The sequence below is a fragment of the Paenibacillus ihbetae genome, assembly GCF_002741055.1.
In the GTDB taxonomy this organism is placed as follows: domain Bacteria; phylum Bacillota; class Bacilli; order Paenibacillales; family Paenibacillaceae; genus Paenibacillus_AQ; species Paenibacillus_AQ ihbetae.
On the sequence record NZ_CP016809.1, the window covers coordinates 5658799 to 5674539 of the forward strand.

Here is a 15741-nt window from a genome sequence, read left to right on the forward strand (position 1 = left end):
TGTAAAACAAGAACAGGGAGAGCGAATTCTAGAAAAGAGCAAATTCTATGTGAATGATGGAGACGAGGCAAAACATGAATCAATTTCCCATACATCAAGTAATGCCGCAATTAACTGCGGCACTCGCTGAGCGGACGGCTGCCGTCTTGATCGCGGAGCCGGGGGCGGGCAAGACCACACAAGTTCCGCTGGCCTTCTTAAAGGCGCCGTGGCTTCAGGGACGGCGGATTATCATGCTTGAGCCGCGGAGGCTTGCCGCCCGGTCCGCAGCCCGCTATATGGCTTCCGCGCTCGGGGAGCGGGTAGGCGAGACCGTCGGATACCGGGTGCGGATGGACAGCCGGGTCAGTGACCGGACCGTGATCGAGGTCGTTACGGAAGGGATCCTGACCCGAATGCTGCAGGAGGACCCCGAGTTGTCCGGCATCGGTATGATCATATTTGATGAATATCATGAACGCAGCCTGCAGGCGGATACCGGCCTTGCGTTTGCGCTGGAATCGCAGTCGGTTCTGCGCGATGACCTGCGGCTGCTCGTCATGTCGGCTACGCTGGAGGCTGAGCCTGTAGCCGAGCTGCTTGGCGGAGCACCGGTCATTGTGAGCGAAGGCCGCTCCTACCCGGTTGCAACCCGATATTTGCGCTCCTCGGGGCTGGAGGAGCTCCATAAAGGTGCCGCTCGCGCCATTCAGCTGGCGCTATCGGAGGAGGAGGGAGATATTCTCGTTTTTCTTCCGGGAGCAAGGGAAATAAGGCGTACTGCGAGCGAGCTGCAGCAGGCAAGCCTTGGAGGGGATATCGTCGTTCGCCAGCTGCACGGTACGCTTTCGCCGGAGATGCAGGATGAAGCGGTAAGCCCGGATCCAGACGGAAGGCGCAAAGTGGTGCTGTCCACCAGCATTGCTGAGAGCAGCATAACGATCCAGGGGATCAAGGTGGTAGTGGATTCCGGTTATGCACGCACCGAGGTTTTCTCGCCGCGTACCGGCCTTCCGCAGCTCATCACGAGACGGGTATCCCAAGCTTCCGCCGACCAGCGAAGAGGACGGGCCGGGCGAATAGCCCCCGGCGTTTGTTATCGGATGTGGAGCGAGGAGGAGCACCGCCACCTGCCTGAGCGTTCGGAGCCGGCAATCCGCGAATCGGATTTGGCGCCGCTGGCGCTGGAGCTGGCAGCCTGGGGAGCTCGAGACCCGCTGCAGCTTGCATGGCTGGATCCTCCGCCCCGGGCGGCGTTCGCGCAGGGCCAAGAGCTGCTGCGACAGCTTGGCGCGTTGGACGAGTCGGGCAGCATCACGGAGCACGGGCGCTGCATGGCATCGCTGGGTCTTCATCCGCGGCTGGCCCATATGCTCCTTCGGGGAAAGGAGCTCGGCGAAGCAGGTTTGGCCGTTCGACTTGCGGTGCTGCTTCAGGAGCGGGACATTTTCCGGGCACAGGCATCGGCCGCGGACCAGGATATAAGGACGCGTCTGGAGCGGCTCGGGCAATATGAGCGCCGTGGGCATGCTTCTGCCGCCCCGGAAGGGGTCGATGATGCCGTTCTGAGACGGCTGCTTCAGGAGATAAAGAAGCTCCAAGCGGATCTGGGCATCCCCGATTCCGGCATACTGCGGACGGAGCGGTGCGGATTGCTGCTCTCATTTGCCTATCCGGACCGAATTGCCAAGCGCAGGGGAACGGGCAGCTATGTGCTTCGGACCGGCCGGGGGATCAGGTTGGCCACGGTCCAGCCTCTAAGCCGGGCGTCCTATATTGTCGCTGCGGCCATCGATGATCAAGGACCGGACGGCCTGATTCAGCTTGCGGCTCCGCTGGAGGAAGACTGGCTTGAGGAACACTATCGCGGCGAGATGGAGCTGGTCCGGGAAGTAAGCTGGGATCCGGCGTCCGGCAGCGTGAGGGCGAGGCAGCGTTTGATGCTGGGCGCTATTCTGATTCGGGAGCAGCCTTATGAAGGCGTAACCGACGAAGAGCGTTCGGCCGCCGTCCTGAAGGCGATCCGCCGGGAAGGGCTGGGACTACTAACGTGGACCAAAACAGCCGTCCAACTGCGCGAGCGGATGGCCTTCATGAAGAGGCATGATCCTGCCGGAGTGTGGCCGGATGTATCGGATGAAGCCTTGCTTGCCCATGCGGATACTTGGCTGCTGCCGTACCTGGGCGGGGTTCGGAACCGCTCGGATTTAAGCCGCCTTGGCATAGCAGGACTTCTGTCCCATTTGCTGAGCTGGGAAATGAAGCAGGAGCTTGAACGCGAAGCACCGACGCATATTCAGGTTCCCAGCGGATCCCGAATACCGGTGGATTACAGCGATCCGGACAAGCCGTATCTGGCGGTCCGGCTGCAGGAGCTGTTCGGGATGAAGGAGACGCCGCGCATTGCCGGAGGCAGGGTTGCGCTGACGCTGCATCTGTTGTCGCCGGCTCATCGCCCCGTTCAAGTGACCTCGGATTTGGCGAGCTTTTGGTCCAGCGGATATTTCGAGGTGAAGAAGGACTTAAAGGGGAGATATCCTAAGCACTATTGGCCGGATGATCCGCTTGAAGCCACGGCGACCAGCCGGACCCGTCCCAAGCCGTCATAGGCCATCAGCCGAAACAAAGGTAGACGTTTGGCTTACGGGTTCATCGGGTAATGATAAGAAAATAACCTGATGAAGGAGGGAATGGCATGGAGCGGAAAGTGGCGGGCGTGTTTCGTTCGGAGCAGGAAGCAGCGCAGGCGATCGAACGGCTGCAGCGAAACGGTATTCCGAGCGATGCGATTTCGATTATTACGAAGGATCAACGGGATGCGGACCATATAGCCGAGCAGACGGGCACGATGGCACCTGAAGGCGTGGCTGCAGGTGCGGCAACCGGAGGAATTCTTGGCGGCACCGCCGGCTTGCTGGCCGGACTTGGCGCTTTGGCGATCCCGGGAATCGGACCGATCCTCGCAGCTGGCCCAATTGCCGCTGTGCTGACAGGGGCGGCGGTAGGAGCCGGTACCGGAGGCTTGGTCGGCGGTTTTATCGGCCTTGGCATACCGGAGGAGGAGGCGAGAGAGTACGAGTCCTATGTTGAGGAGGGCCGTATTCTGGTGCTTGTCGATGCCGATCAAGAAAATACGGGAATATACGATATCTTCCGTGATTCGGATGCGATGAATGCGGATCGTTATGGACAGGCCGGTCCCGAGGGTGAGGCGTCCTTACCGCCGCGCGGAACGAATCTTTGACATGATCCGAATGGAGTTACATTACTTAACCGAAACAAAGAATCCCTTAAAGGGATTCAGAGGAACGGTTGACGTTACGTCCATTCATTTGGAACAGTTGGAGTGCTCAATGCTCGTTGTTGATATTGATGCGATATCAAAAGAACTGTCCCCTATGTGGATTTATTCTGCTGGCGGACAGTTTTTTTACATTAAGAACAGGTTGATTTCACAAGTAATAATTATGCGGTTTTCCCGGATTATCCGTACATACAGAGGAGGCATTGGAGCTCGCATCGGGCGGGTGAATGGGATTTTTTGGATTGGCGTCAGGCGTCCCCGCTCCCTTAGAATGAAATACGTCAACTAAGAAAGAAATCGGTTAGGGGGGAGCAGTTATGGCTAAAGAACGAATACCCGAGGTTGAACGTTTGCGAGGCATCGCCTTTTTGGCTGTCGTTCTGCAGCACTCGATTGCCCATTATTCGATCGCACCCGGAATGACGGCTGATGACGGCATCCTGATGGCGGTTCTGCTCATGGGCACCAAATTTGCAGTCCCTGTATTCGTGTTTATCACAGGTTTAGTGCTATTTTACAACGACCGCGGACAACTTCATTATGGTCGTTTCATTAAAAAACGCTTTGGCGATATCTATATTCCATTTGCTGTATGGACGGTTGTTACGATTTTGATAAATTCGGGATTTAACCCGTTTGTTCTAGAGGATTGGAAGGACCTGGGCTTTGTTCTGATCACCGGAAAATCCAGCTCGCATTTTTGGTATATCATCATGTTGTTTCAGATGTACTTGCTGTATCCGCTGTTTCGTCCAGCATTCTTCCGCGTGAAGGCGCAGGCCAGCCGATCTATAGGGCTCTTGCTTCTGCTCCTGTCGGGCGTGCTGTATCTATGGCTGATCAGCGGGATTAGCGAGATTGGCCAGTGGATGGGAAGCCTCCGGATTCCCGTTTGGAGTGAGCTGTTTACGACTTATGCGGATCGGAATGCATTATACTACTTTTTTTACTTTACGCTAGGAGCCGCAGCCGGGCTGTATCAGCAGGAGTGGAAAGGGTGGATTCGCCGTTACCGGAAACTGAACTGGGTCGTATTTGCTTTTTTGTTCGGGTGGTTGCTCATCCAAGCGGTGTCTGAAATCCGGGCGGCAGACGGTGGAATTACGTTCTATTCGTTGTCGCTGCTTCGTCCGTCGATGGCGTTGTTCCTGATCAGCTCGATCATTGTCATGTATGATGCGGCAGGCTGGATCTGCAAAAATGGCGGGGAGACGCTCAACAAAGCGCTGACTTCCATCGGCTTGTATTCGTACGGGGCATATCTGATGCACCTTCTGACACTGCGTCTTAGCTACACAGTGGATGAAAGCCTGCTCCTGCATGCGCCTGCCTCCGTTCGAATCGCCGCTTCTTGGATCATTAGTGCGGCAGTCGCATATGGGGGTACCTATTTGCTGTCGAAGCTGCCGTTTGGAAAATGGCTGGTCGGATTATCGGGAAGAAGGGGACGTTCGCAGCCGCATCCGCCGGATCGGCCGCACCGGCTTAAGCCGAAGCCTCAGGCTGGGCAAGCACCCGGCGTCTAGTTACGCATCCCGTGGAATATCGTTCCTCACACGGATAAAACGAGAAATAACTGCCTGGGTCAGCGCACCAGCGGGCGCAGATGGCTCTCACAAGTCCCTTATGGGGACTTTTTTGCCGTTCCGGGGCGCCCACGGCACTCAAGCCCCCACGACCCCTACCATCCCCACAAGTCTCAAGACCTTGCGTACTTCGACCAACGGGCCATCAGCGCACCATCCAACCAAGTACCGTTCTACCCGGCTCGACCAACCATCAAGCAATCGAGCAAGCTAATAAGCAGCCGAACAAGCAAGCTGAGGATGTACCATGGGCAAACCATAGACTAACTATGGACAAACCAGTTACCAAGTTAACATGTAAACAAGCTAGCAGGTGACGCAGGTGACGCGAGAACCAACCTGATCCGAACTACCGGGGTAAATTCAAACTGTAATAATTTCAACATATGAAAAATTCACAATAGAAAAATCCGAAAACACCTTCTCGCCTCCGTTCTCGCTTAATCCCAGCTTCAACACGTTTCAATCCACCCTATTTTGGTTAAAAGAAGGGGATGCCTCCTATTGTGCAGTCTGGGAAACTGTGGGTTATAATGGAATATAAGAAAAAACGTCTATCGAGATACTCTCACAGTAGACAGACCGCCTTTTCGCGGTGGTTTTTCTTGAGATATCAGGCAGCGGATCCTTCTAAGCTTATACTTTCTGATATCTTAACAAACGGGAAGAGACCCGACAGTCAGGAGGCGTTCGAATGGCGTTTATGATCGCGCAGCGTGCTTTTATCAAGGTTTATCTTATTACGATGGTGGAGCAGCAGCGGGGGTACGGATATCAGATGCTGGAGGAGCTGCGCCAGCGATTTAAGGATCATGGCTATTCGCCGCCGCAAAGTGAAATCTACCGCGCACTGCATGAGCTGGTCCAAGAAGGCGTGCTGTATCGTACGAAGCAGCTGAAGGGCAATGATCCGCGTGTCGATTTCCAAGAAATCGTGCTCTATCACTTCACCGACGAAGGAGCCGAGAAGGCCAAGCTGTATAAAAAGCAGGTCAAACAAGATCTGGATCGGTGCTTGGGAATTCTTCATAAAGCGGTCAACGATAATTTTGGATAATCCATAGTCACGAATAACAACGATGATCCGAAGGAGGAATGGCCATATGAGCAGGAAATTGCGATTCGGAATTATGAGTACCGCTCGGATTGCACGAAATGCCATGATACCTGGCATCCTGAAATCGGAACGCTGTGAGGTGAAAGCGGTCGCAAGCCGCAATAAGGAGAAGGCGGCTGAGCTCGCCAAACGCTATCATATTGATCGATATTACGGTTGCTACGACGAGCTTTTGCTTGATCCCGATATTGACGCGGTTTATATTCCGCTGCCTAATCACCTTCATAAGATGTGGAGCATTAAAGCTGCTGAGGCAGGAAAGCATGTGCTCTGCGAGAAGCCGGCGGCATTGACTGAAGCGGATGTCAGGGAAATGGCGGACGCGGCCAAAGCCCATGATGTGCTGTTTGCTGAAGCATTCATGTACCGCTATCACCCGAAGCATGCACGTGTACGCGAAATTATTGAGAGTGGTGAAATCGGTGAGCTAAGAGGCATCCACGGCTCATTTACGTTCAATAATGCGAGTGATAAAGGAAATGTCCGCTACAGCCAAGAAATGGGCGGAGGCTCGATTTACGATGTGGGGTGCTATCCGATTTCGGCAGCCCGAATGATCTACGGCCAGGAGCCCCGGGCAGTGACGGCCCACGCCTTTTTTTCCGAAGAGCATGACGGCGTGGATATGATGGTGCATGGCATGATGGAATTTGGAAACGGGCTGGGCCTAACCTTCGAATGCGGGATGTGGACGTATCCCCGATGCTCGCTTGAAATCTCGGGGACCGAAGGGAGAATCGAGCTCCCTTGCGCATTCGGATGGGAACGGATGGAGCATATGTCGCAAATCTGCATTCATACCGCGAAGGGGAGCCGGGAAGAGAAGGTCGGCATCTACAACCATTTTGCGCTGCAGGCGGATGCCATGGCTTCCGCGGTTATGGATGGTATCCCATTGCCTTATGGACCTGACGATTCGATACGGAACATTCGGGCGATTGAGGCATGCTTACGTTCAGCGCGGACGTCGTCACGTATCGAAATCCCGCCGGTTAAGGACAAGCAATTCCATGCATAATCAATAGATTTACATTCTTAAACCGCTGCATTAGCGGTTTATTTTTTTTTGCCTATTGCATTCTTCTCCATAATCGATAAAATAAACTTAACGTTAAAAAAATTTTAACGAACCCAAAACATTTAACGTTGCTTTTAAAAAGATTTTCTTGTGCTTTTAAATGGATGTTCTGGTGCTTTAAAGGAATATTCTGGTGCTCTAAAAGGATTATTCAGATGCCTTTAAAAGGAATTTCTTGTGCGAGTAAAAAGATTTTTACGGTACCTGATTTAAAAGGGAGAATATCAAATCGATATTGAAGAGGAGAACAAGTATGCAAAATGCTGCCATGTTAGAAAAACGAGGATTCAGCCAGCTTCTGCCCCATAAGCCGTATCTGTTGTATCTGACCGCCCAAGCGGTAACGCGCTTTGGAGATTCCTTGGATTCCATCGCATACAGCTGGATGGTCTATATGCTGACAGGATCGGAGCTCTTGATGGGATCGTTGTTTGCTTTTAATTTTGTGCCTGGATTGCTGTTCAGTCTGTTTACCGGAACATTCGTCGATCGATGGCTGAAAAAGCGCGTGCTTATCGTGATTTATTTGGCGCGCGGGATCATGGTATCTTTAACGGCCTTTCTTTTTGCCCTTGGACTGCTGGAAGTGTGGCACTTGTTCTTCATCACGTTTATCAACTCAACGCTGGAGTGCTTTTCCAGACCGGCGGAAATGTCGATCGTCCCAAGACTGCTTCCACATGATAAGCTGATGACCGGCAATTCCTTCTCCACGTCGATCAGCCGCAGCGCCGAGTTCATCGGGCTGTCCGCAGCGGGGGCTCTTATCGCCCTGATCGGCATCTCGGGAACCATACTGATCGATGCTTGTACGTTTTTGTTTGCCGCGTTGATCATTGCGTTCATGCCGAATCCGGAAGCCGCTGAAGCAGCCCGGGAAGTGACCGAAAGTCCTCCGGCTGCCGAACCGGCGAGGAGAACAGTCCTAGGGGATATCCGGGAAGCGCTTGCCTTCGTCAAACAGCACGCTTTGCTTCTGATCACCACGGTGCTGGCGATGATCAATAATTTCTGTCTTGCACCCCTGAATGTGCTGCAGCCTGTGTACGTCAAAGAAACGCTGGGGGCAGGCGCAGGGGGAATGAGCGTAATGGGGAGCTCGCTTCTGATCGGGATGGTCTGCTGCGGCATCTGGATGGGGCGCTACGGCAAGTCTTTTAAAAAGAGCACATTGATCATTGCAGGCTCCATTCTGCTTGGACTAAGCTACTTCGCATTGGGAATTCCGGGCAATCTGCCTGCATTTCGGATTGAAGCGGCTGCCGGCTGTATGTTCCTCGCGGGCGTTGCCGTGACGATCCTCAATACTCCCATCTCGACGTACATCATGGAAGTAACACCGAAAGCTCTCCTCGGAAGAGTCGGTGCGTTGATGTCGGTATTGTGTACGGCCGCTATACCTGTTGGCAGCTTTATCACCGGTGCCATTGCAGAGCATCAGCCGCCTCCGATCCTGTTTATGATCATGGGGATCGTCATGATCCTTCCCGTCATGTTCCTGCTCCGCAAGAAGAGCTTCCGGGCGATTTAAATGATGACACGCTTTGTAATTTCGAACTTCTGGGCCTATAATGAGAGGAACGAAATTTGCAAAGAAGGTGTTCGGTGTGGAAAGCAAGGAATTGACGACGCTGGAAGAGATCAAAATATATTCGGATCCATATCGACTCCAAATATTGAACGTGCTTAACAAATTCGGGCGTCCGGCCACCGTGAAGGAAGTAGCGGACCGGATGGGGGATGTGCCTGCTAAAGTTCATTATCATATGAAAAAACTGGAGAAGATCGAGCTGGTCAAGATCGTCTCAACCAAAGAGATTAATGGTATCATTGCAAAATACTACGAACCATTTGCAGGGGCGATCCGGATCAAGCGCGGGAACGATACGGAAGAGCCGGTCATCAAGGAGCTGATCCGCTCCGAGACCAATAAGCTGCTGTCGGAGCTGTTTAATCAGAACAGGGAACGGTTCTTTAAGTATCTTAATAACGAAGAAGGATTAACGACTTCGATGCTGACGAACACGACCCTGTATATGACAGAAGATGAGGCCAGAAATCTGTTCAAGGAGCTGGATAAGCTGCTCGAACCTTACAAAAATAAACGCAGCGAAGCGGATCAAGAATACGAGTTTTTTGCCACGAATATTCGTTCCGTCGACTAAATGAGTAATAACCCATAATCAAAAAGCTGGCACCTGATAACCGTACAGGTGTCAGCTTTGTCTTCTAATGCGTGAAAGAACGGCATAACCTATTTCTTATAATCGTCTTGTCCGGGTTTTACGGACATGGCCGGCGAAGTTGATGTGCCATAATCGTTCACGGCGTCCCACGCATCGGCATCATCGAATCTGCCGCTCATACTCTGGCGGTTGATGCCTGCGCCTGACGGCGGTGCTGTCATGACTTCCTCTTCAACGGGTCGATCATCCGACAATGCCCGATTCGGCGCATGGTCGATACAGTAGGCCGTGTAAGGTACAGCTTCCAGCCGTTCCAAAGGGATCTCTTTGCCGCATACGGTGCAAGCCCCGTACTCGCCGCGATCCATTCGAGCCAGAGCCGCATTGATTTGTTCCAGCTCCATCTGCTGCGATTCCTCGATGGCCAAATCGCGTCCGCGTTCGAACACTTCGGTTCCGGTGTCAGCCGGGTGATTGTCGGCGGCGCTGAGCTCGCCGGTAGAATCCCGAAGGGATTCTCCGGATACGGAATCCGGATCGGAGAGATGTTGCTCCAGACGCTTTTTGTCCTGAAGCAGGCGCTGCTTCAACTGCTCGTATTGCTGTCTCGTCTTGGCATTCATGATGGTCGCTCCTCTCGATCTGATGAAATGCTTCATGTATGACAATACCCGGAATTGGGCCTGGACAATCATTTGGGATGATTCACGGCATGTCCTTACGTTTTTGGAACATTCTCCAAAAAAGCCCCGGACAGTTTTAATCAAGACGGCGAATATGATATAAAAAAAGATAGAGAGATACCGATTGCATAAGTAGCCGTACCAATATTTGGAGGTAAATCACTATGGATGAACACATGAAACGCCGATTGGATAAACAGAAAAAGTTATTCCGGCAGCTAGGCATTCAACTGGACGCTTTGTCTATCCATGAGAAAGAATTTTCAACCAAGCTGCGTGGATACGACCAGCAGGAGGTGGATACCTTCCTGGACGAAGTCATCAAGGATTACGAGCGTTTTTATGCTACGATCTCGGATCTTATGGATAAATGGCAGGAGCAGCAAATTATTATCAGGGATTTGAAGGCGGGCGTAAAGCCGGAGCCCGAGCGGCCGCTGCTGGATCCGGTTGAACTGGAAGAGACGGTGACCAGACTGGAAGCGGACTTACGCATCCTGAAGAAGCAAATCCGGCCGGAGCAGCGCTTTTATATTGACTAAGGGCCACCCCCGGCGGTCAGTATCAGCTTGATCCTGCTGTGACGCCCATGGTCTAGATATTTCCTTACATAATACGAATGCTTTTCATGAAAAGAACCGCAAACACCGATGAACGGTTATTTGCGGTTCTTTTTGTTGGTTTTCGGGATAAACAGTACTGGAGGAGCCGCGGGTAGGGCTTGCTGCTCCCGGGCTTCTGGCGGGTCCATGATCGGAACCGGGATCGGGGATGGCATCGGTTGTTCCTTGGCTGGATGCTTCTCCGGGGACAACCCCGCGTGGGGAGAGCAGCTCCACATTCTTGAGGCCTCCAGCTGATGCGGGTTGCCCGTCCGATAAACAAGAAGAAGAACGGTGCCTGGCACAAAAGCCGTTATCCAGTGCAGCCACCCGACCGGAGCGTGAGCCACTTGTCCGCTCGTCAGCATATTTGACCGCACCTGCAGCCTGTCCGGATCATGGAGATGATAACTGATTTCCCCTTGAATAACATAGCAGAGCTCATCGGTATCCGGATGCCAGTGCGGAGGAAGGCTTCCGCCGCGATCCAGATGAATCTCGGACATCGCCATTCCTTGCAGGAGCGGAAGCTGTGCGGATGATACGTCCGCCCGCCCCCTTCCGGAGGGGCTTTCGGCGATGCGTCTCGGATGGTAAACATGCCTGGTTGGAGCCATGTCGTTTTCAGGCGAATGATGGATGGTCAAGTGATAGAGCCTCCTTATGCGTACAGCCGAACATGCGGCTGATACACGGCCAGCATGATTGACTAGGAATGCAGCGCAATCTAAATCTGACTGCCTACGACTAAAGTATCATTGCCGTTTTCCAAGCAGGTTTTGCCTTGTAAACCATTTTCATAACAATTACTATGATGATAGGGACAGACTTATTCTGATGAAGATGGGGGAGATTGGCTGTTTGTCTAACAACCTGAAAATCTACATTCGCACCAAGATCGTTTTAGGATACTTGCTGATCTTACTGTGTCTGGGCGCTTTCTTATGGATCGTCTCGGATCGCATCTCCTCCTTGCAGCAAGAAGCGGATTTTATCGAGCAGCATGACATCGAGGTCCACAATCTGACGCATGAGATCGAGAAGAATATGCTGGAGATGGAAACCGGCCAACGGGGTTATGTTATTACAGGGGACGAGGATTACCTCGAACCGTTCAATAAAGCTTTATCCTCATGGCAGATCAACTACAATAAGCTGTACCAGCTAATTAGCGATAATGCCGAGCAGGCGAATCATCTTGAGAATATTAAGGACAACATCAAGGAATGGATCCAAGTTGCAGGCCAACCGGCCGTTCAATTGAAGCAGCTTGGACACGATGAGGAAGCCCTGCATTTCTTCATCAATGATCCCGGACAGCAAGCGATGGATTCGGTCCATGACATGTTTTTGTCCTTCCGTAAAACGGAGCGTGAGCTGACTGCCGCCCGAATCGATGATATGAGGCGAAGCAATACCAATCTGTTGTATACGATGTACGCATTATGGGCGGGAGCCGCCTTCATTACGATTGGAGCCGCCTGGTTCGTCTCGAAGAGCATTGTCAGGCCCATTTTGCAGGTGACACATATGATTTCGGACATCGTCAAGGGAGGGAGCCTCGCGCAGCGAGTTCAAGTCCATTCTCATGACGAGGTTCGCAAGCTGGCGGATACGACCAATGAGCTGCTGGCGCTGGTGAGCAGGCAAAATTGGGCGAAGGACCACGTCAACGTCATGTCGACCCTCCTCCAATCTGCTGACAAGGTAGAGACTGCCTCCCGGTTCTATATCCATAAGCTGGCTTCCATTCTGAATCTGCCGTATGGCGCGGTATTTATCGTCCGTAAAGGACAGGAGCTGGTCAAGGCGGCCGCATTTGCCGATCCTGACGGCGAACCGTGGGATAAGGTGCGCGACCGCTTCCTCCCCGGTGAAGGCTTGGTGGGGCAGTGCATGCTGGAGAAGCGGATGATCATCCTCGATGATATTCCTCCGAATTACGTACGGATCGAATCGGGGCTTGGCGATGCGGAGCCCTCCACGCTGCTGCTTGCACCCGTTCTCTTCGAGGACAAGGTGCTTGGCGTAATTGAGCTGGCTATGTTCCGGCCGCTTGATGCGCTGGAGCTTCAGCTGCTGGAGCAGTTAACCCAACAGCTCGGCACGTCGCTGAACTCCATTCGCAGCAAGATGGAAATCCAGCAGCTGTACCATGAATCGCAGACGTTGAACGAGGAGCTGCAGAGCCAGACCGAAGAGCTGCAGACCCAGACGGAAGAATTGCAGAACCATACCGTGGAGATGCAGCTGCTGAACGAGCGGCTTGCAACTCAGAAGGAAGCGGCGCTGATTGCCGCGCAAGAGCTGGAGAAATATGCCAAGGAGCTCGAGCAGAGCTCCAAATATAAATCACAATTTTTGGCAAATATGTCGCATGAGCTTCGAACACCGCTGAACAGCATGCTAATCCTCTCGCAGATTTTAGCCGAGAACAAAAACGGAAATTTAACGGAAGAAGAGCAGCACTATGCTTCAGTTATTCATAACTCAGGCAGTGAATTATTGAACTTGATCAACGATATCCTTGATCTATCGAAGGTTGAAGCAGGGAAGATGCAGATTGATATGGATCTGGTCAACCTTACGGAGCTTCCGGAACAAATGAAGGGATATTTCGCGAAAAGTGCGGAGTCCAAAAACCTGGACTTCGTGATCGAAATGGATGAAGGCTTGCCGGAAATCATCTACAGTGACGGGCTGAGATTGCATCAAATTTTGCGCAATCTGTTGTCCAACGCCATCAAGTTTACCGATAGCGGCCGTGTCAGACTGCACGTCTCGAAGACGGACTCCATCGTGACGTCCGATTTCATGATCACCGGCGAAGCGATTGCCTTCTCGGTGGAGGATACGGGAATCGGCATTGCCTCTAATCAGCTGCATTCGATCTTCGAGGCGTTTCACCAAGGAGAAGAGATGACGGCTCGCAAATTCGGAGGGACGGGTCTCGGACTTTCGATTTCCCTTCACCTGGCCAAGCTGCTTGGCGGGTATATCACCGTCGAGAGCGAGGAGGGGAAGGGGAGCACCTTCATTTTATACCTCCCGCTCGTAACCGATTCCGAAACGGTCGAGAATCTCTTTCTTATGCCTGAGGCCGCTGCAGCGACGAGTGAGGATGTCCTTCAGGATTTTGAGGCCGGGGAGGTTACGGAGCCGGAATGCGTGAAGGAACTTGAAGGCAAAACCGTGTTGATCGTCGATGACGATATCCGCAATGTGTACGGATTAACCAATGCGCTTGAAAAGCTCCAAATGACCGTACACACGGCTCAGAACGGCTATGAATGTTTGGAGCTGCTGGAGAAGCATCCGCAGATCGATTTTGTTCTGCTCGATATCGTCATGCCGGAGATGGACGGAGTGGAGGCATTGAGACGGATTCGAAGCAATCCGGATTGGGCGGACTTGCCGATCATTATTATGACCGCAAGGGCGATGGACCGGGATCAGTTCTTGGGTTACGGCGCGAACGGTTATATTATGAAGCCGGTACGGATGGAGAAGGTCGTTGCCGCAATCAAAGGATTGACCGGTGATTAATGAGTCATAGGGCGCCTGGTCCTGAACGTGTCCGGCTCACCCGAAAGCATGTGTTCGCTTTGTCGCTTGTTGACGAATGCATTGCGGTTGATTTATGATGGAGTCATAACTTGACGGTAGACGGCGTGTTACCTTAACAGGGCATGAGCCAAGAAGAGACATCCTTTGGGACGTCTTTTCTTGGCTTATTTAATATGCTGTCCATGAATCCTTCGAGGCTCTTTTGTTAAACTTAAAGGAAAGGGGGAAGTCTATGAGCGGGCTCGAGTCGTTTACGGTTATTCGTGTCATCGGTAACAATGTCGTCATGGCAACCGGCGGCAAGAAAGAATCCGAATATGTGATCCTTGGCAAAGGAATCGGTTTCGGGATCAAAGCTGGAGCGGAAATATCCGCAAGCGATTCCCGGATCGAGAAGCTCTTCAAGCTGGAAGACCGCGAGCAATGGAGCCAGGCCCATCATCTACTCGAGGAATTTGATCCGTTGGTAATGGATATTACCGATCAGATTCTGAATATGATTGTCCAGGAATTCCCGGGCACTTTAAACGATAAGGTCTACTTGGCATTGCCAAGCCATATCCAATTTACCGTCTATCGGATCCGAAAAGGGATGGATATCATCAACCCTTTCCTTGAAGAGACCCGAATCAGCTTCCCTAAGGAATACGAAATTGCTGTCAAAGCGGCAGAGCTTATCGGACAGGCTTTTCATATCACCGTGCCGGAGGATGAGATTGGTTTCCTGACTTATCACGTCTATTCAGCGGTCAGCCATGTGCCGGTAGGCCATCTCGTCAAGGCTTCCAATGTGGTGGGAACGCTTGTGAAGCACATTGAGACGAAGCGGGGGATCCGATTCGACCGGGGAAGCATGGATTACGTCCGGCTGCTCATGCACCTGCGCTTCTCGGTCGACCGTATATTGAATCAGGATGTAAATGTCGATAACCCGTTTGCGGAACAAATCCGCACAAAATTTGCGGATGAATATGAATTGGCCAAAGAGCTTGCTGCCATGATGGAGCTGGAGCTCGGCAAAAAGGTCCCGGAAGCGGAGGTCTGCTTTTTGGCCATGCATCTATATCGCCTGTTTACGGGCCGATTGCAGCAGAAGAATCAACTCAAGGAGGAATCATAATGTTTGGTTGGAAGAAGAAGAAAACCGCTACTGCTATTCAGGTAAAGGCGCCGTTGTCCGGAAAGGCCGTTCCGTTGTCGGAGGTGCCGGATGAGGCGTTTGCGGCAGGACATATGGGGAAAGGCATCGCAATCGAGCCTTCGGAGGGTCGTTTGATCTCTCCATTTGACGGAACGGTGGCGCATGTCATTAAAACGAAGCATGCTGTTATGCTGGAAGATACAGCGACCGGCTTGCAGTATCTCTTTCATATCGGGATTAACACCGTCGGTTTGAAAGGAGAAGGCTATACCAGCCAGGTGAATGCCGGGGATTCGGTGAAAGCCGGTCAAACGCTGATTGAATTCGATATGGAAGCCATCAAGGCGGCGGGTTATCCGATCGTTACTCCGATCATTGTTACGAACGCCGATGAACTGTCGGCTTCGGTGGAAGGTCACACCGGAAATGTGACTGCAGGCACGGATTCCATACTGAGCATCACCCTTAATTCCTAAAAAAATTATTTTTGTTATTGAC

13 protein-coding genes are annotated in these 15741 nt (G+C 52.3%); 11 read left to right on the forward strand and 2 right to left on the reverse strand.

The features are described from left to right. Positions 1-74 precede the first annotated feature (74 nt). From hrpB to BBD41_RS25545, 7 genes are all read left to right on the forward strand, one after another. Positions 75-2588, forward strand: coding sequence for an ATP-dependent helicase HrpB (gene hrpB, locus BBD41_RS25510; protein ID WP_099479354.1), 2514 nt, complete (start codon positions 75-77; stop codon positions 2586-2588). An 86-nt stretch (positions 2589-2674) separates the two neighbouring features. After that, the gene (locus BBD41_RS25515; protein ID WP_077567010.1) at positions 2675-3223 is read left to right on the forward strand and encodes a general stress protein; all 549 of its coding nucleotides are present in this window, start codon (positions 2675-2677) and stop codon (positions 3221-3223) included. A gap of 377 nt (positions 3224-3600) precedes the next feature. Further along, on the forward strand, positions 3601-4809 hold the full coding sequence (locus tag BBD41_RS25525; protein ID WP_077567008.1) for an acyltransferase: 1209 nt from the start codon (positions 3601-3603) through the stop codon (positions 4807-4809). Between the two features lie 754 nt (positions 4810-5563). Next, entirely contained in the window at positions 5564-5926 is a 363-nt protein-coding gene (locus BBD41_RS25530) for a replication termination protein (RefSeq protein ID WP_077567007.1), read from the forward strand. A gap of 46 nt (positions 5927-5972) precedes the next feature. Then, positions 5973-7004: a Gfo/Idh/MocA family protein gene (locus tag BBD41_RS25535; RefSeq protein ID WP_099479356.1), complete on the forward strand. Its 1032-nt coding sequence runs from the start codon at positions 5973-5975 to the stop codon at positions 7002-7004. 313 nt (positions 7005-7317) lie between these two features. Then, positions 7318-8595 carry an MFS transporter gene (locus tag BBD41_RS25540; RefSeq protein WP_099479358.1) on the forward strand — a complete coding sequence of 426 codons (1278 nt, stop codon included), beginning with the start codon at positions 7318-7320 and terminating at the stop codon, positions 8593-8595. 76 nt (positions 8596-8671) lie between these two features. Next, positions 8672-9229, forward strand: a complete 558-nt coding sequence (locus BBD41_RS25545; RefSeq protein WP_077567004.1) for an ArsR/SmtB family transcription factor — start codon at positions 8672-8674, stop codon at positions 9227-9229. A gap of 89 nt (positions 9230-9318) precedes the next feature. Here the strand turns inward: BBD41_RS25545 and BBD41_RS25550 are convergent, their stop codons facing one another. Beyond that, on the reverse strand, positions 9319-9873 hold the full coding sequence (locus tag BBD41_RS25550; protein ID WP_099479360.1) for a TraR/DksA C4-type zinc finger protein: 555 nt from the start codon (positions 9871-9873) through the stop codon (positions 9319-9321). A 224-nt stretch (positions 9874-10097) separates the two neighbouring features. Between BBD41_RS25550 and BBD41_RS25555 the strand changes: the two genes are divergently transcribed. Next, positions 10098-10475 (forward strand): DivIVA domain-containing protein, encoded by a 378-nt coding sequence (locus BBD41_RS25555; protein ID WP_099479362.1) that lies wholly within the window; start codon positions 10098-10100, stop codon positions 10473-10475. A 116-nt stretch (positions 10476-10591) separates the two neighbouring features. Here BBD41_RS25555 and BBD41_RS25560 read toward each other — a convergent pair whose 3' ends face one another. Beyond that, positions 10592-11182, reverse strand: a complete 591-nt coding sequence (locus BBD41_RS25560; RefSeq protein WP_237086921.1) for a cupin domain-containing protein — start codon at positions 11180-11182, stop codon at positions 10592-10594. A gap of 214 nt (positions 11183-11396) precedes the next feature. Between BBD41_RS25560 and BBD41_RS25565 the strand changes: the two genes are divergently transcribed. The 3 genes from BBD41_RS25565 to BBD41_RS25575 all read left to right on the forward strand — a co-directional run bounded on the left by BBD41_RS25565 (position 11397) and on the right by BBD41_RS25575 (position 15719). Beyond that, positions 11397-14081, forward strand: a complete 2685-nt coding sequence (locus tag BBD41_RS25565; RefSeq protein WP_099479364.1) for a CHASE3 domain-containing protein — start codon at positions 11397-11399, stop codon at positions 14079-14081. Positions 14082-14334: 253 nt separating this feature from the next. Beyond that, a complete protein-coding gene (locus BBD41_RS25570) occupies positions 14335-15222 on the forward strand; it encodes a BglG family transcription antiterminator (RefSeq protein WP_099479366.1) in 888 nt (295 codons plus the stop codon). Further along, on the forward strand, positions 15222-15719 hold the full coding sequence (locus BBD41_RS25575) for a PTS sugar transporter subunit IIA (protein WP_206098264.1): 498 nt from the start codon (positions 15222-15224) through the stop codon (positions 15717-15719). Before BBD41_RS25570 ends, BBD41_RS25575 begins: the two co-directional genes overlap by 1 nt. Positions 15720-15741: the final 22 nt, after the last annotated feature.